This is a genomic window from Comamonas odontotermitis (assembly GCF_014207855.1).
GTDB classification, from domain to species: Bacteria; Pseudomonadota; Gammaproteobacteria; order Burkholderiales; family Burkholderiaceae_C; genus Comamonas; species Comamonas odontotermitis_A.
The window spans coordinates 23,733-45,145 of sequence record NZ_JACHKZ010000029.1 but is presented as its reverse complement, the minus strand read 5'-3'; the positions used below and the strand labels follow the sequence as shown (position 1 = coordinate 45,145).

Annotated in this window: 21 protein-coding genes; 17 read left to right on the top strand and 4 right to left on the bottom strand. The window is 63.4% G+C overall.

Annotated features, from left to right (window positions below):
- The 9 genes from HNP33_RS17540 to HNP33_RS17500 all read left to right on the top strand — a co-directional run.
- A partial coding sequence (locus HNP33_RS17540) for a hypothetical protein (protein WP_221452119.1) occupies positions 1-511 on the top strand: 511 nt, incomplete at its 5' end.
- Between the two features lie 328 nt (positions 512-839).
- Positions 840-1,907: a LacI family DNA-binding transcriptional regulator gene (locus HNP33_RS17535; RefSeq protein WP_325064951.1), complete on the top strand. Its 1,068-nt coding sequence runs from the start codon at positions 840-842 to the stop codon at positions 1,905-1,907.
- A gap of 115 nt (positions 1,908-2,022) precedes the next feature.
- A complete protein-coding gene (locus tag HNP33_RS17530) occupies positions 2,023-2,694 on the top strand; it encodes an amino acid ABC transporter permease (protein ID WP_184710744.1) in 672 nt (223 codons plus the stop codon).
- Between the two features lie 11 nt (positions 2,695-2,705).
- Entirely contained in the window at positions 2,706-3,359 is a 654-nt protein-coding gene (locus HNP33_RS17525; RefSeq protein WP_184710746.1) for an amino acid ABC transporter permease, read from the top strand.
- A 53-nt stretch (positions 3,360-3,412) separates the two neighbouring features.
- Positions 3,413-4,210, top strand: a complete 798-nt coding sequence (locus tag HNP33_RS17520) for a transporter substrate-binding domain-containing protein (RefSeq protein ID WP_184710748.1) — start codon at positions 3,413-3,415, stop codon at positions 4,208-4,210.
- Between the two features lie 52 nt (positions 4,211-4,262).
- Positions 4,263-5,018 carry an amino acid ABC transporter ATP-binding protein gene (locus tag HNP33_RS17515; protein WP_184710750.1) on the top strand — a complete coding sequence of 252 codons (756 nt, stop codon included), beginning with the start codon at positions 4,263-4,265 and terminating at the stop codon, positions 5,016-5,018.
- Positions 5,019-5,179: 161 nt separating this feature from the next.
- Positions 5,180-5,986: a sugar phosphate isomerase/epimerase family protein gene (locus tag HNP33_RS17510; protein WP_184710752.1), complete on the top strand. Its 807-nt coding sequence runs from the start codon at positions 5,180-5,182 to the stop codon at positions 5,984-5,986.
- 30 nt (positions 5,987-6,016) lie between these two features.
- Positions 6,017-6,967, top strand: coding sequence for a sugar kinase (locus tag HNP33_RS17505; RefSeq protein ID WP_184710754.1), 951 nt, complete (start codon positions 6,017-6,019; stop codon positions 6,965-6,967).
- Between the two features lie 28 nt (positions 6,968-6,995).
- Positions 6,996-7,988 (top strand): 2-hydroxyacid dehydrogenase, encoded by a 993-nt coding sequence (locus HNP33_RS17500; protein ID WP_184710756.1) that lies wholly within the window; start codon positions 6,996-6,998, stop codon positions 7,986-7,988.
- A gap of 13 nt (positions 7,989-8,001) precedes the next feature.
- On the opposite strand, the gene HNP33_RS17495 is transcribed toward HNP33_RS17500, so the two are convergent.
- Together HNP33_RS17495 and HNP33_RS17490 are read right to left on the bottom strand one after the other, a co-directional pair.
- Positions 8,002-8,289: a hypothetical protein gene (locus tag HNP33_RS17495; RefSeq protein WP_184710758.1), complete on the bottom strand. Its 288-nt coding sequence runs from the start codon at positions 8,287-8,289 to the stop codon at positions 8,002-8,004.
- Between the two features lie 356 nt (positions 8,290-8,645).
- Positions 8,646-8,903, bottom strand: coding sequence for a DUF2061 domain-containing protein (locus tag HNP33_RS17490; RefSeq protein WP_184710760.1), 258 nt, complete (start codon positions 8,901-8,903; stop codon positions 8,646-8,648).
- A 208-nt stretch (positions 8,904-9,111) separates the two neighbouring features.
- On the opposite strand from HNP33_RS17490, the gene HNP33_RS17485 reads away from it, so the two are divergent.
- The 5 genes from HNP33_RS17485 to HNP33_RS17465 all read left to right on the top strand — a co-directional run bounded on the left by HNP33_RS17485 (position 9,112) and on the right by HNP33_RS17465 (position 15,485).
- The gene (locus HNP33_RS17485) at positions 9,112-10,665 is read left to right on the top strand and encodes a DUF4178 domain-containing protein (protein WP_184710762.1); all 1,554 of its coding nucleotides are present in this window, start codon (positions 9,112-9,114) and stop codon (positions 10,663-10,665) included.
- Between the two features lie 103 nt (positions 10,666-10,768).
- On the top strand, positions 10,769-10,987 hold the full coding sequence (locus tag HNP33_RS17480; protein WP_184710764.1) for a DUF350 domain-containing protein: 219 nt from the start codon (positions 10,769-10,771) through the stop codon (positions 10,985-10,987).
- 224 nt (positions 10,988-11,211) lie between these two features.
- On the top strand, positions 11,212-12,699 hold the full coding sequence (locus tag HNP33_RS17475; protein ID WP_184710829.1) for a polyamine aminopropyltransferase: 1,488 nt from the start codon (positions 11,212-11,214) through the stop codon (positions 12,697-12,699).
- A 43-nt stretch (positions 12,700-12,742) separates the two neighbouring features.
- Positions 12,743-14,470 carry an FAD-dependent oxidoreductase gene (locus HNP33_RS17470; protein WP_233464584.1) on the top strand — a complete coding sequence of 576 codons (1,728 nt, stop codon included), beginning with the start codon at positions 12,743-12,745 and terminating at the stop codon, positions 14,468-14,470.
- A 172-nt stretch (positions 14,471-14,642) separates the two neighbouring features.
- Positions 14,643-15,485 (top strand): siderophore-interacting protein, encoded by an 843-nt coding sequence (locus tag HNP33_RS17465; RefSeq protein ID WP_184710767.1) that lies wholly within the window; start codon positions 14,643-14,645, stop codon positions 15,483-15,485.
- Between the two features lie 93 nt (positions 15,486-15,578).
- Here HNP33_RS17465 and HNP33_RS17460 read toward each other — a convergent pair whose 3' ends face one another.
- Together HNP33_RS17460 and HNP33_RS17455 are read right to left on the bottom strand one after the other, a co-directional pair.
- On the bottom strand, positions 15,579-18,257 hold the full coding sequence (locus HNP33_RS17460; RefSeq protein WP_184710770.1) for a transglycosylase domain-containing protein: 2,679 nt from the start codon (positions 18,255-18,257) through the stop codon (positions 15,579-15,581).
- A gap of 345 nt (positions 18,258-18,602) precedes the next feature.
- Complete coding sequence (locus tag HNP33_RS17455; protein ID WP_184710772.1) at positions 18,603-19,391, bottom strand: 3-hydroxybutyrate dehydrogenase; 789 nt, start codon at positions 19,389-19,391, stop codon at positions 18,603-18,605.
- Between the two features lie 283 nt (positions 19,392-19,674).
- On the opposite strand from HNP33_RS17455, the gene HNP33_RS17450 reads away from it, so the two are divergent.
- From HNP33_RS17450 to HNP33_RS17440, 3 genes are all read left to right on the top strand, one after another.
- The gene (locus HNP33_RS17450; RefSeq protein WP_184710775.1) at positions 19,675-20,145 is read left to right on the top strand and encodes an FKBP-type peptidyl-prolyl cis-trans isomerase; all 471 of its coding nucleotides are present in this window, start codon (positions 19,675-19,677) and stop codon (positions 20,143-20,145) included.
- 109 nt (positions 20,146-20,254) lie between these two features.
- Positions 20,255-20,848, top strand: coding sequence for a GNAT family N-acetyltransferase (locus HNP33_RS17445; RefSeq protein ID WP_184710777.1), 594 nt, complete (start codon positions 20,255-20,257; stop codon positions 20,846-20,848).
- Between the two features lie 170 nt (positions 20,849-21,018).
- A complete protein-coding gene (locus HNP33_RS17440; protein ID WP_184710781.1) occupies positions 21,019-21,381 on the top strand; it encodes an HPF/RaiA family ribosome-associated protein in 363 nt (120 codons plus the stop codon).
- The last annotated feature ends 32 nt before the right edge of the window (positions 21,382-21,413 follow it).

Sequence of the window (21,413 nt, the reverse complement as noted above, 5' to 3'; positions counted from 1 at the left end):
ACCGAGCTGGGCACGCCCCAAACGGTGGCCGTGGCATAACTACGTCTGGGGTTTGGGGAGACTCAGTCTCAAACCGATTTATGCAACAAAGCCACTTACATCGACAAAATCGAACATGTTTTCTTTCTTGCGTGAACAAGATAAACCGACCATTCAAAAGCTGTTTCGGCTCACTGTTCACATTGGGCGAGGCAGCAACGCTGAGATGCCCGCGAATCTCGTCGGGGCATTCGTTCCCGTTTTCATCGCAGCTGCTGATCATGAAACTGCAGCCCTGCAAGCAGCCACAACCCTGCGCAGGCAAGGCTTTGAATTCATCGACATAGCCGACGGAAAAATTTACGAGCTTGACGTGTCGAAGTGGGATGAGTTCGTACGGGAGGCTTGGCCCGAATTCGTAGACCATTTTCCTACTCAACAAGTAGTAGCTGATCGACTCACATCAGAATTTTTCTTCACTGGCCCGTTCGCCAGCTATGAGACAAAGGAGTCGGAAAACCATCGGCAGTAAGTCCGCTACGGCCAGAGTCCGCGAATTTCCGCTTTGGGTCGCAAGCAGCCCTCTGCCAAAGCCAACAATGGGCCCGTTCCTATTGATGGACCTGGCAAAACCAACAAGACCCCGTCCCTTTTGATGCGCGCGCAGCCCCCCGCGGCCCCATTCGGCGCTACCATCGCAGCCGAGGCATACACCGTTGCCCCTCCGTCCCTTTTCGGGGTTTTGGTCGTTTATCAATCTTGGTGCTGTTGGCGCTTGCTGGTGTTGGGTTTTGGCTGTTTTCATGCTTGAAATTCAATGAGGATGTGCGCTGGTAGCTATGGTTTTTTTGGATACCGCTGTGTCTGATTCCGTGCAACGCCCCGCTTCGCCTCCGCCCCGCCCCAAGGCCCGTGCCACGATTGCCGATGTGGCGCAGGCGGCGCAGGTCTCCAAGGCTTCGGTGTCGCGCTATCTCAATGGCCGCACCGATATCCTGGCACCCGACATGGCCGAGCGCGTGCAACAGGCGATTGCCCAGCTCAATTACCGGCCCAGCCCCATGGCGCAGGCGCTCAAGCATGGGCGCACGCGCCTCATCGGGTTGGCGGTGGCCGATGTGACCAACCCGTTTTCGGTGGCCGTGCTGCAAGGGGCTGAAAAAGCCTGCCAGGCCGCGGGCTATCTGCTGGTGCTGTTCAACCTGGGCAACGAGGCTGGCCGCGAGCGCGATGCCATGCACGCGCTGTCGGCCTACCAGCTCGACGGGATGATCCTCAACCGCGTCGAGACCAGCGCCCAGCTGTGGCACGACGCGCAGCTGCATGGCAAACCCATCGTGCTGGTGGATCGCTTCATGGAAGGCATGGATGCCGATTTCGTAACGGTAGACAACCCCGGCGTCATTCAGCTCGCGCTCGACCATCTGCAGGCCCAGGGTTTTGACGAGGTTTTGCTGGTGACTGAGCCGATTGCAGGCGTGAGCTCCCGCACTGCCCGCCAGCAGGCGTTTTTGCGCTACTTAAGCCGTAGCAAGGTGCTGCAGGGATCGGTGTGGGAGAGTGCGGCCCACAATGGCCCGCAACTGCAGCAGCAGCTGGCGCAATGGCGGCAGGCCGCCGTGCAGGCGGGCCGCAGGCCTGCGGTGCTGGCTGGCAATGGCGTTGCCAGCCTTCGGGCGGCGAGCGCCATCCATGCGCTAGGCTGGGTGCCCGGGCAGGAGCTGGGCGTGATCGGCATCGACGAAACCGACTGGGCACCGCTGGTGGGCCCGGGCCTCACCACGGTGGCCCAGCCTACCGATGCGCTGGGCCAGGCCGCCGCCCAGTGCCTGATCGAGCGCATTCAGGGCAAGCACAGCCCCGCGAGGAAGATCGAGTTACCCGGCACCATCATTGTGCGCGGCTCCACCGCATCACCAAAGCGTTGATTTTTATCAACTTCTGAAACTGTTACGTAGCATCCTAGAAAAAACCCTAGTAACCAAACCGTAACCTGCGATTACACTCCGCGCACTGAAACCGGTTTCAAAGCGACGCATCGCCATGAACTACACGTTCCAATTCGACCAGGTGCTGGCCGCCTGGCCCCAGCTTTTGCAGGGCACCTGGGTCACGATCCAGTTGTCCTTTCTGGCCATGGCCATGGGCCTCGCGGTCGCCATCGTCTGTGCGTGGGGCAAGACCTCGGGCCCGGCGCCGCTGCGCTTTGTGATCAACGCCTATATCGAGCTGATCCGCAACACGCCGTTTCTGGTGCAGCTGTTTTTCTTTTTCTTCGCGCTGCCCGCTATCGGCCTACGCTGGTCGCCTCAGACGGCCGCGCTCGTGGCGATGGTGGTGAACCTGGGCGCGTACGCCACCGAGATCATCCGCGCCGGTATCGAGTCGATTCCCAAGGGGCAGATCGAGGCAGGCCTGGCGCTGGATTTGAAGCGCTGGGAGATTTTTCGCTTCGTTATCTTGAAACCCGCGCTCAAGACGATCTACCCGGCGCTCACCAGCCAGTTCATTTTGCTGATGCTGAGCTCGGCCGTGGTGTCGGTGATCTCGGCGGATGACCTGACCTCGGTCGCCGCCAACATCCAGTCCGAAACCTTTCGCAGTTTCGAGGTGTACATCGTCGTCGCCATCATCTATCTGGCGCTGTCGCTGGCCTTCAACCTGCTGTTCAAGCTCATCTACCAGATGTTCCTGAACTACCCCGACCGTCGCTGAGGAATACAAACATGCGTACTTTTGGTTGGTCTGAACTGTGGTTCATCGTGGAAGCGGCCAAGTGGACGGTTGCGCTGTCTGCCATCGCCTTCATCGGTGGGGCGCTCGTGGGGCTTGTCGTGGCGCTCTCGCGCACGTCTGACAACCGGCTGGCGCGCGGCGCCGCCACGTTCTTCACCCAGATTTTTCAGGGCACACCGCTGCTGCTGCAGCTGTTTCTAGTGTTTTTTGGCGCGCCGATCCTGGGTTTTGAGATCAACCCCTGGGTGGCAGCTGCCGCCGCGCTGATTCTCAACAGCGGCGCGTTCCTGGGCGAGATCTGGCGCGGCTGCATTCAGGCTGTGCCGCGCGGCCAGTGGGAAGCAGCCGATGCACTCTCTCTGTCGTACTACTGGCGCATGCGCGCCGTGGTGCTGCCGCAGGCCATGAAGATTGCCGTGGCGCCCACGGTGGGCTATCTGGTGCAGATCATCAAGGGCACGTCGCTCGCCGCCATCATTGGCTTTACCGAGGTGACGCGCGCCGGCCAGATCATCAACAACGCCACCTTCCAGCCGATGCTGGTGTTCGGTGTTGTAGGCGCCGTCTATTTCATTCTGTGCTGGCCACTCTCCCTGTGGGCGGGCCGCCTCGAAAAACGCCAGGCCCAAGCACTGGCCCGGTAATTCTGCCTTCCCCTTTTTTCCTTTCCCGTTGCGTTATTCAACCCATAGGAGACATGAACATGCAACTCTCGCGCCGCACCTTCACCACCGCCGCTGCCGCCCTGGCCGCCAGCGCCCTCCTGCCCCTCAGCGCTTCGGCGCAGTCGCTGGCCGATCTCAAGAAAAAGGGCAAGATCACCATCGGCATGCTGGTGGATTTCCCTCCCTACGGCATTCTCAACAGCAGCAACCAGCCTGACGGTTACGACGCCGATGTGGCCAAGCTGCTGGCCAAGGAGTGGGGCGTGACGGCCGACATCGTGCCCGTGACCGGCCCCAACCGTATCCCCTTCCTGCTGACCAACAAGGTCGACATGCTGATTGCATCGCTGGCCATCACACCCGAGCGCGCCAAGCAGGTGCTGTTCTCCAAGCCTTACTCGGCCGCCTCGATCGTGCTGTTCGGCAACACCAAGACCGCCATCAAGGGCCCGGAAAACCTCAAGGGCCTGCGCGTGGGCGTGGCCCGTGCTTCGACGCAGGACGTGGCCGTGACCAAGGTGGCCCCCGAAGGCACGCAGATCCGCCGCTTTGACGACGATGCGTCGGCCATGCAGGCGCTGCTGTCCGGCCAGGTGGATGCCATTGGTTGCTCCATCACCGTGGCGGCCCAGATCGCCAAGCGCGCGCCCGCTGGCCAGTTTGAAAGCAAGTTCCAGCTGCTGCAGCAGAACATGGCAGTTGCCTTGCGCCCCGGCCAGGACGAAGTGGCCAATGCCGTCAACGATTTCATCGCCAAGAACACCGCCAACGGCGAGCTGAACAAGCTGTACCAGAAGTGGCTGGGCGCCGATCTGCCGAAACTGGATTGAGCACGCCTGCCGTCTGCCTGATTTGAACTGAAATACCCCGCGGAGCTAGACCATGACCACCCCTGCTGACCAGCCCATCATTCGCCTGCAAGGCGTGGAGAAATGGTATGGCAACTTTCAGGTGTTGACCGATATCAACCTCGACGTGCGCGCCGGGGAACGTATCGTCATCTGCGGGCCTTCGGGTTCGGGCAAATCGACAATGATCCGCTGCATCAACCGGCTTGAAGCCATTCAGAAGGGCAGGATCACCGTCGACGGCACCGATCTGACCGGTGACAGCAAGGCGATCGACACCGTCCGCAAGGAAGTGGGCATGGTGTTCCAGCAGTTCAATCTGTTTCCGCACCTGACCATTCTGGAAAACTGCATGCTGGCGCCGATGCGCTCACGCGGCCTTTCCAAGGAAGAAGCGCAGGAGCGCGCGATGAAGTACCTCACGCGCGTGCGCATCCCCGACCAGGCGGGCAAATACCCCAGCCAGCTCTCGGGCGGCCAGCAGCAGCGTGTGGCAATTGCCCGCGCGCTGTGCATGGCGCCCAAGATCATGCTGTTTGACGAGCCCACCTCGGCGCTCGACCCGGAGATGGTCAAGGAAGTGCTGGACACCATGATCGGCCTGGCCGAAGACGGCATGACCATGCTGTGCGTCACCCACGAAATGGGCTTTGCCCGCAGCGTGGCCGACCGCGTGATCTTCATGGCCGACGGCAAGATCATCGAGCAGGGCCCGCCCGCCGAGTTCTTTGACAGCCCCAGGCACCCCAAGACCCAGCAGTTCCTGGGCCAGATCCTCAGCAACCATTGACACCCCTGTGGCGCCTTCCCTGGGCGGCCCTTGCTCGGTGTGCGTCGATGGGCCGCGCCAGTTCCTGAGAACGTGCGAAGTTCCTGCCGATTGTTTGCTCACTTATAGATAGCTGCTAACGCCTGATGGACGGGCGTAAACGGCAAAGATCACCAAAAACCATGGCCTTGTCTGTGCACAACGCTGGCGCGCCAGCCCTCATCTCCCTCACATCGTTTGGCAATGCCGAAGTGCGCCGCCATGGCCAGCTGTACTTTGCCCGGCTCTCCCACGCCGCAGGCGCGAGCGGGGTGGAGGTGCGCGAAGAACTGCTGATCGACGCCGCTGACGAGCTGCCCGCCATTGCCGCCTATGTACGTGCGCAGGGGCTGGACGTCGTCTACTCCTGCCCGCAGCCACTGTTTGCGATGGATGGCGCGCTCGATACCGCCGTGCTGCAGCACGCCATTGCGGCTACCCAGACCCTGGGCGCCAGCTGGCTCAAGATGTCGATTGGCGGCTTTGCCCGGCAATCGGTCGCGCATTCGGCCACCGGGTTTGGCGCGCTCAAAGCCGCCATTGCAGAGGCTGGCATCACCTTGCTGATCGAGAACGACCAGACCGTGGGTGCGGGCACCGCGCAGGCCCTGCAGCGCTTTTTTGCCGCTGCCGATGCGGCGGGCCTGCCCCTGCCCATGACCTTTGACATGGGCAACTGGCACTACGTGGGCGAGTGCGCCTTGCAGGCCGCCCAGCTGTTTGCCAGCCGCGTGGCCTACGTGCATGCCAAGGGCGTGCAGCGCCTGCCTGCCAAATGGGTGGCCGTGCCGCTGGCCGAATCCGCCGCCGCCTGGCGCGCCGTTCTGCGCGCCTTGCCCGGCGATGTGCCGCGCGCCATCGAATACCCGCTGATCGGCGACGACCTGCAAGCCGTTACCCGGCACGAGCTGGCCGTACTGCGCGACGCCACTGCCCAGCAAAACCACTGAACCGCGAACTCAACCGCAAGAGACCCAGCCATGACCACCAAGACGTTCGACATCGCCACCTTTGGCGAAGCCATGATGCTGCTGATTGCCGACCGCCCCGGCCCGCTGGAGCAGGCTGAATTCTTTACCAAGCGCATTGCAGGCGCCGAGATCAATGTGGCCACCGGCCTGGCACGCCTGGGCTTCAACACCCACTGGGCCAGCCGCCTGGGCGCCGACTCGATGGCCCGCTACCTCATCAACCAGATGAAGAGCGAAGGCGTGCACTGCGAGCATGTGGTGCTGGACCCTGCGCAGAAAACCGGCTTTCAGATCAAGGGCCGCACCGACGACGGCAGCGACCCGCAGGTGGAATACCACCGCAAGGGTTCGGCCGCGAGCCTGATGACGCCGGCCGACATCGACGAGCCCTGGCTCGCCGCGGCGCGCCACCTGCACGCCACCGGGGTGTTTGCCGCCATCTCCGACACCAGCCTGGCGACGGCCAAGCGCACGCTGGAAGTTGCGCGCGCATCTGGCAGCACCATCTCGTTCGATCCAAACCTGCGCCCCACGCTGTGGAAAGACGAAGCCACGATGCGCCGCGAGATCAATGCACTGGCCGCAGGGGCCGACTGGGTCTTTCCGGGCCTGGCAGAAGGCGAGTTGCTGACCGGCCACAAGACGCCCGAAGCCATTGCGCAGTTCTACCGCAACCAGGGCGCGCGGCTCATCGTCGTCAAACTGGGTGAAGCAGGCGCTTACTTTGACGATTCACAAGCAGGCACCGGCTATGTGGAAGGCTGCCCGGTCGACAAGGTGGTAGACACCGTGGGCGCTGGCGACGCCTTTGCCGTGGGGGTGATCAGCGGCCTGCTCGATGGCCGCACCGTGCCGCAAGCCGTCAAGCGCGGCTGCTGGATTGGCGCGCTGCAGGTGCAGGTGCTCGGTGATTCGGAGGGCCTGCCCACCCGCGCCGCGTTGACGGCCGCTGGCTACTGAACCTATTCCAACGCCCAGGAGCTCTGCCATGACCCCATCCACACGCCGCCAGGTACTGGTTTTCCGCGAGCTGCCGGATGACCAGCTCGCCCGCCTGCAAGCCGCGCATGCGGTGACGGTTGCCAACCCGCGCATACCGGGCGAGCGCGACGCCTTTTTTGCCGCCCTGCCGCAGGCCGAGGCGCTGATTGGCTCCAGCTACCCCATCACCGACGCGCTGCTCGACAGCGCGCCGCATCTGCAGGCCATCTCCAGCATCTCGGTGGGTGTGGACAACTACCCCCTGGCCAGCCTGCACCAGCGCGGCATTGCGCTATGCCACACCCCGGGCGTGCTCACCGAGACGACGGCAGACACCATTTTTGCGCTGCTGATGGCCACCAGCCGCCGCATCCCCGAGCTGGCGCTGTTTGTGCGCTCGGGCCAGTGGCAGCGCAATATCGGCGAAGACCTGTTTGGCTGGGACGTGCATGGCAAGACCGTGGGCATTCTGGGCATGGGCCGCATTGGCCTGGCGCTGGCCCGCCGCGCGGCGCTGGGTTTTGGCATGCCCGTCATCTACAACAACCGCAGCGCCGTGCCCGAAGCCGAGCTGGGCGCCCTGGCTGGCCATGTGCGCTTTGTGGAGCGCGAGGCGCTGCTGCGCGAGGCCGATTTCATCGTCTCGATGCTGCCGTCCACCCCAGAGACCCGCCACCTGCTGAACGCCGACGCCTTTGCGCTGATGAAGCCCAGCGCCATCGTCATCAACGGCTCGCGCGGCGCGATCATCGACGAAGCCGCCCTGCTGCACGCGCTGGACACCGACCAGATCCGCGCCGCGGGCCTGGACGTATTCGCCACCGAGCCGCTGCCGGTGGAATCGCCCCTGCGCACCCACCCCAAGGTGGTGGCGCTGCCGCACATCGGCTCGGCCACCCACGAAACGCGCTACGCGATGGCAGAGATGGCGGTGACGAATCTGCTGCAGGTGCTGGAAGGTGAAAAGCCCGCAGGCTGGTTTGATTTGGGCAAAGCCTGAATCCGAAGCGGGCTTACTGCCCCGCAGGGTCGCAGCGCACCTGGTTCATGTAGATGCTGCAGTTGTACTTGTTGCCCTGAAATGTGGCCTGGTAGCGCGTCGATTCGCGCCGGCGGTCAAAGCCAAACACCTGTACATGCGCCTCGGTGCTGCTGAAATAATCAGCCGTCCTGTCGGCAATCGCCTGGTCCGACAGCACGGCGTTGCTGCTGATCGGGCCCACCACATCGCAGCCCGAAAGCGCCAGCACCAGGGCGCTAGCGGCAGCCAGGCCGCCCAGACGAAGGGATGTCGCACGCATGGGGTTTCCTTGGATCGAGTTCATGGCAGATGCGCAACTGTCGCACAAACCCCGGGCCAGCAGCTGCAAACAAAGGTATCCGGGGCCGCCACGCCTGCCACACCCCGGTTATCTAGGGAACCTCTGCAAAACCCTCGCCAGATGGGATGGACGCGGATCGGGATGAGCCGCAAGGCGTCTTTTGAAGGCAATAGCCGTAGCTATTGACGAAAAAGACAACGCAGCGGATCGCCCGAGACCGCGTTCAGACCACGGCAGGGAGTTTTGCAGAGGTTCCCTAGGCCACCCGCGCCATGGCCGCCAGGCGTTGCAGCGCCCAGTCAAGCCAGGCTGGCTGCCCGCCTGGGGGTGCGGGCTTACGCCGCATGAGGCAGCCCCGCATCGGCGGATGCGGCCTGCTTGCGGGCATTCCAGCGCTGCCAGGCCTTTTCATGAAAGAAGAAGGCAAACGCCTGCACTGTGGGTTCGAGCAGACTGAGCGTGAGCGACGCAATCAGGTTGCCGGTGACGGCATAGGCCACCATGGCCGCCACCGTGATGTGGATGACGTAATAGCTGGCGGTCTTGCTGAGCGTCTGGCGGTTGTTGCGAAGGAGGCTGCGGAATTTGGACATGGCGTGCTTTCTGGATGGGCGGGCTATCAGCGTTTTTTGATGATAATTATTCTTATTTACACAGTCCAATGAATCATGGCTACGGTACGCATAGGCAGGCCCAATGGCGTTCGCAATACCGCTATGATGCTCGGCAGCCGGCCAGCCCTGTGAGGGACAGGGGCCTGCGGCAATAGAGCCATTGCGCGCACCACATACACAACAAGCCATGACCACGGACCAGCAACGCAGCTACACCGCACCCTGCCCAGGCTGCGGCGCACCTGTCGAATTTGCCAGCGCACAAGCGGCCTATGCGGTATGCCCGTACTGCCAAAGCTCCATCGTCCGCGAAGGCGATGTGCTCCAGCGCATCGGCAAGATGGCCGAGATCTTCAACGACTACAGCCCCCTGAAGCTGGGCCAGACCGGCCAGTTCCAGAAGGGCAAGGACGGCAAGCCCGAGGGCTTTCGCCTGATCGGGCGGCTGCAGTACAAGGGCGATACGGGAAGCTGGAACGAGTGGCTGGCGCTGACCGATGGCAACGAAATGGCCGTGGTGAGCGAAGACAACGGCCAGTTTGTACTCGCCCGCGCCAGCGACGTTCCCGCCCGCAACCTGCCCGACGAAGGCCGCTGGCGCCCGGGCCAGAACGTGGCGATCAGCGGCGTGCAGTACAGCGTGACCAGCGTGGTGCACGCCCAACTGATGGCCGCCGAAGGCGAAATGCCCAAAAAGCCAGAGCTGGGCAAGCCCTTTACCGTGGTGGAGCTGCGCTCGCAGGACGACCGTGTACTGTCCATCGACTACAGCGACGCGCCGCCCTCCATCTACCTGGGCGAGCCCGTCAGGCTGGCGGATCTGAAGATCGCCGGGCTCAAGGACACCTCCACCAAGAAGGACAAGGGGCGGCACTTCAACTGCCCGCGCTGCGCGGCGCGGGTCGAGATCAAGCTGCAAACCACGCAGAGCCTCACCTGCCCGAGCTGCGGCAGCATCATCGATGTGTCGCAGGGCATCGGCGGCGAACTGCGCGCAGCGCTGCAGGACGAGCCGGTGCAGCCGCTCATCCCGCTGGGCAAGACAGGCACCTTTGCGGGCAGCAAATGGCAGGTGGTGGGTTTTCAGCACCGCATGGGCGTGGAGCCGGGCGACGACGAACACTTTGGCTGGGACGAGTACCTGCTCTACCACAGCAAGCAGGGTTTCCAGTTTCTGGTGAACAGCAGCGACGGCTGGAGCCTGGTCAAGACCCTGACAGGCGCGCCCAACTACCGTGCAGGTGGCAGCACCGCCACCTGGAACAAACAGACCTACGAAAAGCAGTACAGCTATCTGGCAGAGACCACCTATGTGCTGGGCGAGTTCTACTGGCCGGTGGTGCGTGGCGACAAGACCGACAATGTGGACTTCGCGCGCGGCCAGGATGGCGTGCAACTGCTCAATCTGGAACAGGGCCGGCGCGAGGTGAACTGGTCGATGGGTCGCAAGCTGGCGCCCGAGACCGTCGCCGCCGCCTTTGGCATGACCGACCAGCTCGCACTGTTCAAGCCCGCGAGCAGCTCGTTTTCCATGCCCAAGCTCGGCTGCATGCCGATCATCATCGGCCTGGTCATTCTGTTCTTTTTACTGATCTGGCTGTGGCCCAGCGGCTGCAATGCCGCTGATGAGCGGCGCAAACTGGCGGCCGATCCCACCTACGTCAGCAAGTGCAGCACCGGCAGCAGCCGGTCTTCGGGCGGATCGTGGGGCGGCTACAGCTCTGGCGGAAGCCACAAATAGCGGGGCGCGCCCAAGCCCGTTACCGGGCGGGCGTGCCCTTGGTTTTGATACCGGCAAGCAGCGCCCTGGTGCGCGTAGCCTGCCTTGATAGAGGAGTGTTGTGATGAATCTCGACTGGTTTCACCCGAATGCGTTCTTTGGCTCCATCCTGTTTGCCCTGGTGGGCGTGGTGGTGTTCTGGATCTGCTTTCTCATCATCGACAAGCTCACCCCGGTAGACATGTGGGGCGAGATTGTCGAAAAGCAGAACCTCGCCCTGGGCGTGGTGGTGGCCGCCATGTGCCTGGGCATCAGCATCATCGTGGCGGCAGCGATCGGCTAGCCAGCGCTTTTACTATCAAATACATAGCTGTTAGCGCTTTTTGATAGGGCGTCAACGGCTGTTTTGACCTTTATTCCTGCTTTTTGCAGGCATCTCGCCCCGTGTCTTCTTCGCCCCCTGCCGATACCACCGCCCGCGACGCGCACGACGCGCTGGACTTTGGCCCCGGCATCGCTGCCAATCCGCAGGATTTGCCCCGCCGCGCCAGCCCGCTGGAAATCGCCATGCTGTTCAGCGTATTCGTCGTCGCGGCCTGCGGCCTGCTGTACGAGCTGGCCGCAGCCGCGCTGGCGTCCTACCTGCTGGGCGATTCGGTACTGCAGTTCTCCACCATCATCGGCACCTACCTGTTTGCCATGGGCATCGGCTCGTGGCTCTCGCGCTACCTGGTGCGCGAGCTGCCGGCGCACTTTCTGCGCATCGAGCTGATGGTGGCCCTGGTGGGCGGGGCGCTGCCCGCCGTGCTCTCGCTCGTCAATGCCTACGTGCCCACGGCTTTCCACTGGATGCTGTACGGCACCGTGCTCGTCGTGGGCACGCTGGTGGGGCTGGAGATTCCGCTGGTCATGCGCATCTTGAAGCGCAACGTCGTGCTGCGCGATCTGGTCTCCAAGGTACTGACTTTTGATTACCTGGGCGCGCTGGCCGTGTCGCTGGCGTTTCCGCTGCTGCTGGTGCCGCACCTGGGGCTGATCCGCACCGGCCTGGTGTTCGGCCTGCTGAACGCGCTGGTGGCCGTGTGGGCGCTGTTCCTCTTCAAGGGCGAGCTGCGCCGCTACACCAGCCATGCGCTGGCTTGCCTGCTGGTCATCGGCGCGCTGATCGGCGGTCTGGCGGGGGCGGACAAAATCACCTCGCTCACCGAAGACCACTTCTACCAGGAACCCATCGTGCTGGCGCGCAGCACGCCCTACCAGCGCATCGTCGTCACCCAGGGCAAGCGCGGCACGCGCCTGTACCTCAACGGCAACCTGCAGTTTGCGCAAAGCGACGAATACCGCTACCACGAAGCCCTGGTACACCCCGTGATGAGCCGTTTTGGCGCGCCGCGCAAGGTGGCCGTGCTGGGCGGCGGCGACGGCATGGCCGTGCGCGAAGTGCTCAAGTACCCCTCTGTCGAATCGGTGACCCTGGTGGAGCTGGACCCGGCCATGACCGACCTGTTCAAGAACGTGCCCAGCATGCAGGCACTCAACAGCAATGCGCTCAACAGCCCCAAGGTCACCATCATCAACACCGACGCCTTTCAGTGGGTGCAGCAGACCGAAGAAGTGTTTGACGTCATCATCGTGGACTTTCCCGACCCCACCAACTTTGCCGTGGGCAAGCTGTTCACCAACAGCTTCTACTCCATGCTCAGCCAGCACCTGGCCGCCAGCGGTTTTGCAGTCATCCAGACCACCTCGCCGCTGATTGCCCGTGAAAGCTTCTGGACCGTGGTGAACACCGTCGAATCGGTGGGCCTCACGGCCACGCCCTACCACGCCCATGTGCCCAGCTTTGGCGAATGGGGCTTTGTGATCGCCAGCCGCCGCCCCTGGAGCCTGCCCGCCACCCTGCCCGCTGGCATGCGCTTTTTGAGCCTGCCCAGCCTGCCGCTGCTGTTCGATTTTCCGCCCGACATGGCGCGCGTGCCGACCGAAGTCAACCGCCTCTCCAACCAGGTGCTGGTACACACCTATGAGCGCGAATGGGGAAAGGTAGCGCATTGACGGCGGAACACCCCCCTGAGGCGCTGCAGGGCGGATGGCCCGTATGACCGCCATGCAACGCCGCACCGTGTTGAAAAGCGCAGCCGCACTGGCGGCCAGCGCGGCCCTGCCCAGCTGCAAGCCCCAGGCGCCCTCTACCAGCACGGCCCACATCACCGGCGGCTTTATCGGCCAATCGTGGGACCGGGGCCATGCCATGCGCGACCGCCTGCGGCAAGGCCTGCCCCTGCCCGCACCCAGCCGCACCCACCGCGTGCAGGTGCTGATTGCAGGGGGCGGCATTGCTGCACTGTCGGCGGCGCGCGCACTGCGCCATGCGGGCGTGGGCGACGTGGCCCTGCTGGAGCTGGAAGACACTGCCGGCGGCAACAGCCGCGGCGGCAGCATCGACGGCCTGCGTTGCCCGTTGGGCGCCCACTACCTGCCCGTACCCGGCGACGATGCCCCCGAAGTGCAAAACCTCCTCGAAGAACTGGGTGTGCGTGAGCGGGTGGCGGGCCGCTGGCAGTACCGCGACGAATACCTGTGCTTCAGCCCGCAGGAGCGCCTGTTCATCCACGGCGAATGGGTCGAGGGCCTGCTGCCCACCCACGAAGTGCCCGCCAGCACACTGGCCCAGTACCAGCGCTTTGCGCAACTGGTGGCCAGTGCCATGCAGGCGCAGCGCTTCACCATGCCGGTCGCGCGTAGCTGGCAAAAAAACCAAGGGCTGGCGCCCGCCCACCAAGCGCTGGACGCTATTACTTTTGACGCTTGGCTGGCCCAGCACCAGTTGGACGACGCCCACCTGCGCTGGTACCTGGACTACGCCTGCCTGGACGACTTTGGTGCAGGCTGCCGCCATGTCTCTGCCTGGGCCGGCTTGCACTACTTTGCCAGCCGCCACGGCTTTCAGGCCCCCGGCCCTGCAGATGCTGCCACCGAAGAGCAGCACGACGCCGTGCTCACCTGGCCGCAGGGCAACGGCTGGCTGGCCGAGCAACTGGCAGCGCCCACAGCGCAAGCGGGCTGGCTGCACACGGGCCATACCGTGCTGCGCATTGCAGAGGAGCCCGGCGGCGTCACCATCGACAGCTACAACAGCGCCACGCACAGCATCGAGCGCTGGCAGGCCGCGCACTGCATCGTGGCGCTGCCCACCTTCATCGCCGCGCGCGTGGTGCAGAATGCGCCAGATTTTCTGCACGCCGCCGTGCAGGCGCTCGACTGGGCGCCCTGGCTTGTCACCAACATCCACATCCGCGAACCGCTGGCCGACCGGCCCGGCGCCGAACTCGCCTGGGACAATGTTTTGTACGACGATGTGGCGCGCGGTGGCCTCGGCTACGTCAACGCCGGTCACCAGCGCCTCAATGCCCTGCAGCCGTTGCCCACGGTGCTGACCTGCTACCGCGCCCTGGGCGGCGTGGCAGCGGCAGACACCCCGCGCGCCGCGCGCCAGCAACTGCTGGATGCACCATGGGAAAGCGTGCGCGACCAGACCCTCGCCACCCTGGCCCGCGCCCATGCCGATATCTACGAAAAAGCCACCCGCATTGACGTGATGCGCTACGGCCACGCCATGGCCATCCCCAAGCCCGGCGCGCAAACCGTTTTAAGCCAGATCGGCCACTGGCGCCCAACGGGTGCGCGCCATTCGCTATCTAATGCAAAGTACCCCACCCCCAGCACCGCCCGCCTGCACTTCGCCCACAGCGACTGGTCGGGCTACTCGGTGTTTGAAGAGGCTTTCACGCGCGGGTGGTATGCGGGGCTGGCGGCGGGCCTATAGATCGTCTAAAGGTTGCCCAGGGGTTGCGGGCGCGCAGCATTCCGTATTGCCTGCCAAGACCCACAGGGTCTTGAAAAACCATCAGCCTGATAGGGAAAGTGCGGCTCTTTTCACATCAAGAATAATTCTCATTTAATATTAAGATATATCTTAATTATCGAATGAGCTATCCATGACCTTGCAACTGAGCCTGCCCACCCCGCCTTCTACCGAGCTGCTGGCCGCCCGCACGCCGCAGCGTGTGCGCCACGACATTCAGCTGCGCCGCACTACCGTTCAATCCGTTCATCGCCTCACACCGCACATGCTGCGCATCACCGTACAGGGCAGCGATCTGGCGGGGTTTGCGAGCCAGGGGTTTGATGACCATGTGAAGCTGCTTTTTCCCGATGCCAGCGGCCAGCTGCAAGTGCCGCCGATGGAGTCCGATGGCCTGCCCCCGGCGTTGCGCGCCTCGATGCGCGATTACACGCCGCATTCGTATGACGCGGATGCCCAGCAGCTGTCCATTGACTTTGCCGTGCACGAGGCAGGCCCCGCCACTGCATGGGCATTGCAAGCTGCTCCTGGCCAGCAGTTGGGCATTGCCGGGCCGCGCGGCTCCTTCATCATTCCTGCTGCGTTTGATGGCCACCTGTTGATTGGCGACGACACTGCCCTGCCCGCGATTGCCCGCCGCCTGCAGGAGCTGCCCGCAGGCACGCGCGTAGTTGCAGTGGTGGAAGTGGACAGCGCCGCCGACGAGCAGGCCCTGCCCAGTGCAGCCCTGGGGCAGGTCTACTGGGTGCACCGCAATGGCCGCCCTGCGGGCGACGCAGACGGTCTGCTGCAAGCCCTGTCGCAGCTGAATGCACCTGCTGGCGACTATTACTGCTGGGTGGCACTGGAGTCGGCGGCTGCCAAGACGCTGCGCCATGCCCTTATTACCCAGTACGCCGCCCACCCCAAATGGACCAAGGCGGCCGCTTACTGGAAGCGCGGCAGCCAGGGCGTGCATGAGGTGATCGAGGAGTAAGCGGAGAGTCTCACCCAAAGGCCGTCAACCCGGCGTCTGGCTCAAGGCATCGGGTGACGCGCCAGCGCCCGATGCCTCGGTACTGCAAACGCCCTACCGAACCACTTCGCCCGCCGAAATACCGGCTTCACCCGCCTGGGATTGGGGAAGCGGTTGTGCCGAAGCTGGCGTGGCGCGGCGCCACACCACATCACCGCTTGCCGAAGGCTGCTGCGCAGGCACACCAGAGTTGACGGGGGAGACCACCACGCCGCGTTCGATGGGCGGTGGATTGCCACGCGGGGCAGATGCCGTGCCGCCGAGCGAGGGAGTAGGAGCCGCCTGCGCGCCGTCACTGCCGCCCGCAGCGCCCGGCCCGGGTACCACCACACCCGGCTGAGGGCGCACCGGGTCATTGGGGCGCGGCCCCTGGGGCTGCACCACTTCGCCATTGAAGACGGGGTAGTCGCCTTCGCCGCTAGGGCCGCGGGTGCCGTAGTCGGGCTGGGCAGGCGTGCCAATGGGGCGCGCTTCCGGGTCGTCCACCACAGGCGGGCGACGATCGCCACCGTTGTTTGCGGGGCCTTGTACGGCGGGAGGCTGCTCGAAGGGATCCACCGGCTCCTTGCTCGTGCCAAAACCCAGCATCCAGCTGCGCAGGCGCTGTACAAAGGTGTTGTTTTCGGCGGGTTGCTCAAAGCGGGCTGCAGCATCGACCAGCTTGGTACGCTGCGCAGCCGCAGCAATATCGGCCACGATGGGCAACGCGCTGTGCGCACCCTGGCCCCAGTAGTCGTTCAGGGTGACGCGACTATCGTTGAAGCCGACCCAGGCCCCCGCCACCAGGTCGGAATGCATGAGCATGAACCAGCCATCGGCGTTGTCCTGGGTGGTGCCGGTCTTGCCGGCCCAGTCGCCACTCACGCCATAGCGTGCCACGCCCCTGCCGGTGCCTTTGCTGATGACGCCGCGCATCATGTCCACCAGCGCGTAGGTCACGCCACTGTCGAGGGCCAGCTCGGTAGGCTGCGGCTCAAACTCGGCCAGCACCTTGCCTTCGCGGTTGGTGATGCGGGTAACCATGACGGGAGCCCGGTAGCCGCCGCCGTTGGCCAGCGTGGCATAGCTGGTCACCATTTCCTGCAGAGTCACAGGGCTGGTGCCCAGCGCCAGCGACATCACCTCATCCAGCTTGCTGTCGCGCACACCCAGCGCGCGGGCCAGCTTGGCCACCTTGGCCGGGCCGACCTTGGCCATCACCTGCGCGGTGATGGTGTTCTTGGAGTAGGCCAGGCCATCGGCCAGCGTCATTGGCTGGTTGGAAGGCGGGCCGCCATCGGTGGGGCGCCAGTGCTGGCCGCCGGGCAAGGCAATGTCCACCGCTTCGTCCATCAATTGGTCGGTGGGCACGGCGCCGTTCAGCAAGGCCGCGCCATACACAAAGGGCTTGAAGGTGGAGCCGGGCTGGCGGCGCGCCTGGGAGACATGGTCAAACGGGTCGATGGCAAAGTCGCGGCTGCCCACCCAGGCCAGCACATGGGCGTTGCGCGGGTCCATGGCCATGAAACCAGCCTGCACGCGCACTTTGTCCTGCCGCAGGTCAGCCATGAAGTCGGCGTCGGCCAGCAGGCGCTTCAAGGCCTCGTCCTTGTCCTCTCCGCCCTCCACCGCCTGGCGATAGGCCTTGCTTTCGCGCACAAAGCTTTGCACCAGCGGATTCTTGGCCGAAAAGGCCGCGCGCGGGCTCCACAGCCCGTTGGCCGTCACCTGCAACTGGCGGCCATGGCGAGCAACAGCCTGGTTGGCCCATTGCTGGATGCGCGAATCGATGGTGGTCTGCACCACCAGGCCATCGGCATAGAGGTTGTAATCATTCGCATCGGCCCAGTCGATGAGCCATTTGCGCAGCGCCTGGGCAAAGTGCGGCGCCATGCCAACGGCTTCGTCCTGGCGCTCGAAGTCGAGCTGGATGGGGCGCTTTTTCAGCGCCTCGAATTCCTTGTCGCCCAGCTTGTCGTGCTTGTGCATCTGCGCCAGCACGGTGTTGCGGCGCGATACGGCGCGCTCGGGGTTGCTGACCGGGTTGTAGTAGCTGGTGCCCTTGAGCATGCCCACCAGAGTGGCAGCCTCGATCACGCTGAGCTTGCTGGCCGGCTTGTCAAAGTACGTGCGGGCCGCCATCTCGATACCGAACGCGTTGTAGAGAAACGGTACGGTGTTCAGGTAGGTCTCCAGGATCTCGTCCTTGGTGTAGGCCGATTCGATCTTGTAGGCGGTCACCGCCTCCTTGAGCTTGCGATTGAGCGAGCGCGCGCGGCCGATTTCTTCAGGGAACATATTGCGCGCCAGCTGCTGGGTGATCGTCGATCCGCCCTGTGGCCGCCCCATGACCGTGTGGATGACCGAGCCGAAGGTGCGGCGCCAGTCCAGTCCCCCGTGCTCATAGAAACGGTGGTCTTCGGTAGAGATGAGCGCGTTGATGACGTTGGGCGAAATGTCCTTGAGCGCCACCCATTCGCGGTTGGACCGCTTGTATTGCGCCAACACCTTTCCATCTGCCGACATGAGCTGTGTGGGCGCCTCCACCTTGGCTTTCTTGATATCGCTGATCGATGGCGTCAGCGGTATCAGCAGCAGCACGTACAGCAGCAAAGCCAATGGCAGGGCCAGTACAGCCATCAGCCATTGCTTCTTGCTGCGGGAAGCCACCCAGCCACGCAAGCGGACGGCGTGTGGAGCAAGGGCTTGGGCCATGCGGGTGGCCGTATTTTTGAGTGCGGAAAAAAGAGGCATCGCCTGGGTATCTCGTCTGCAGAACAAGGCTTGCCGGGGTGCTTCAATTTCGCATGCCCGCAAGCCAATCGCACATTGTCAGGCAGGAGCAGATGTACGGTAGGCCTCTGTGCCAATACCGCGGCGGGCTCTGTAACAGATGGGCGGAAGGGCATCTGCCCGCCATTACTCTTGTTTTAATAGCTGTGCGCGCTTGCCACTCGTACATCAACAGTGCTTTTTTTTGCTATTTGGAGACGCGCGCGCTGTAACGGCTGCCTCCGCTTTTGCAACGGCAGCGCGAAGGCTTTACGTTTGGCCATACAAGCCGTGGCTGCGCTCTGCTGTGGCCGGGCATTCTCCGATTTACTGCATGAACCAGCCGTGGCTCACCACCATCGACTGGCCGGTCAGCGCATTGGTCGGAAAGGCGGCAAAAAACAGTGCCACGCGCGCCACATCGTCCAGCGTGGTGAACTCGCCGTCTACCGTCTCCTTCAGCATCACGTTCTTGATCACTTCCTCTTCGGAAATTCCCAGCTCCCTGGCCTGCTCCGGAATCTGCTTGTCCACCAGGGGCGTGCGCACATAGCCCGGGCAGATGACATTGGCCCGCACACCCTGCGGCCCGCCCTCTTTCGCCACCACTTTGGCCAGGCCTTCGAGCCCGTGCTTGGCCGTGACATACGGCGCTTTCAGCCGCGAGGCCTCCTTGGAATGCACCGAACCGGTGTAGATAATGCTGCCGCCCCGCCCCTGCGCATACATATGCTTGATGCAGGCGCGCGTGGTCAGGAATGCGCCATCCAGCTGGATCGCCAGCATCTTCTGCCATTCACCCAGCGAAAAATCCTGCACCGGCTTGACGATCTGGATACCTGCATTGCTGACCAGGATGTCGATACCACCAAAGGCCCGGGCCGCGGCCTCCACCGAAGCATCCACCTGCGCTTCCTGCGTCACATCCACCGCCACGCCCATTGCGGTGCCCCCTTTGCTTTCAATATCCTGGGCTGCGGCGTTGGCCGCCTCCTGCTTCAGATCTGCAATCACCACCTTGGCACCTTCCTGTGCATACAGATCGGCGATTGCCTTGCCAATGCCACTGGCGGCGCCCGTCACATACGCCACCTTGCCTGCGAGTTGCTGAGCCATTGTTCACGTCCTTTCGATAGAAAACAGATATCGCCGGGCCATGCTGCGCCGGGCTGGAACCACCGCTCGTAGGAGCACAGGCCATTTGCACAAGTACACACAGCCAGGCTTGCAGCAGCCCACAGCGCAAGCCGCAATCGTCTCCTCCGCCATGGCGCTGTGCCTCAGAGTCTGAATGACAATCACTGCCCAGGTTGCAGACGCGCGCAGCGCGGCAATGCGTCGTGCAAGGCTTCGCACCAGCCTCTACACTTGCACTTTTGCCAGACTGCATGACAACACCATGAACATCTCCAAAGACAGCGCTGTCACCATCCAGTACAAAGTGACCGACGACAAGGGCAAGCCGCTCGACAGCGGCAACCTCGCCTACCTGCACGGCGGCTATGAAAACATCTTCCCCAAGGTGGAAGCCGCTTTTGAGGGCCAGTCCGCAGGCTTTAGCACCACCGTCGATCTGGCCGTGGAAGATGCCTTTGGCGCGCGCGACGAAAGCCTGGTGCGCACCATCCCCAAGGCAGAGTTCCCACCCGGCGTGAAGGTGGGTGGCCAATTGCGCGGCGCCAATGACAAGGGCGAACCCCAGGTCTATTACGTCAAGAAAATCAAGGGCCCCGAGGTCCATCTGGATGGCAACCACCCATTGGCAGGGCTCGCACTGCGCTTCAGCGGCAAAGTCATCGATGTGCGCGCCGCCAGCGCAGAAGAAATTGCCCATCGCCACGTGCATGGCGCGCACGGCCATCACCATTGAAAACATGGGGTAACCGACATTGATACCAGGTTACCCCTGACCGTGAGGCAAACAAACGGCTGACGCACAATTTTTATGCGCCAGCCGCTCTTTTTTCTATAGCGAATTCATGCCACCTGCATTGATCGAACCTCGTACTGCCCGACTGCAGCTGCGCCAGTGGCGCGCGCAAGACCGCGATGCATTCGCTGCCATGGTCGCCGACCCCGAGGTCATGCGCTACTTTCCGGCCCCATTGACGCGCACGCAAAGCGATGCCATGGCGGACAAATGCGAAGCACTGATTGCCGAGCGGGGCTGGGGCATATGGGTGGTGGAGCGTCTGGCCGACCAGCAGTTCATTGGCTTTGTCGGCCTGCATGTGCCACAGCCCGATCTGCCGTTCTCGCCCTGTGTGGAAATCGCCTGGCGTCTTGCGCAGCATGCATGGCACCAGGGTTTTGCCACCGAAGCAGCACGGGCCGCACTCACTGTCGGCTTTGGCACACTGCAACTGGCCGAAATCGTCGCATTCACCACGAAAACCAACACCCCTTCGCAAGCGGTGATGCAGCGCCTGGGCATGGAGCGCGACAGCGCCAGCGATTTCGACCACCCTGCCCTGCCGGCAGGCCATCCGCTGCGCCCCCATGTGCTCTATCGGCTGGGTGCAGCGAACTTTGGTGCACCTCCCGAACGCCAGGCTTATCCGGTGCCCCTGTAGGACAGTTGATATTTCTCAGGGCTTTTACCGATAAGCCGGGGTATATGGCCAGCGCCCCGCATTTGCGCGCTACGATGGTACGCAACCTGGTGTAGCAATGCATCGCCATTGCGCCACCCCGTTGCAATGGCCGGGCGGGGGCCCGGCAGGTTCGAGAAAGGAGCACATCTATGCAAGTTCAAGTGCACGCTGGCGACAACGTTCAAGGCGGTGAATCCCTCGCGCAATGGGCGCAGACCGAAGTACAGGACAGGCTCTCACGCTTTCGCGAATATGTGACTCGCGTAGAGGTCTATCTGACCGATGTGGATGCACTGAAAAACGGCGGCAAAGGCAAGCGCTGCGTGATGGAAACCCGTGCAACCGGCCGCCAGCCACTGGCTGTGAACGCCGAAGCGGAGAAAGTGGCGGAAGCATTCAATGCGGCTCTTGAAAAACTGCACCGCGCGCTGAACACCGACATCGCCAAGATGCGCGACAAGAGCAACCGCGACACCATCCGCACCGGCAGCGAGCAGGACAGCGAAGCCTGACTCCACCTCTGCATCCCAGCAAGGCACCGTGC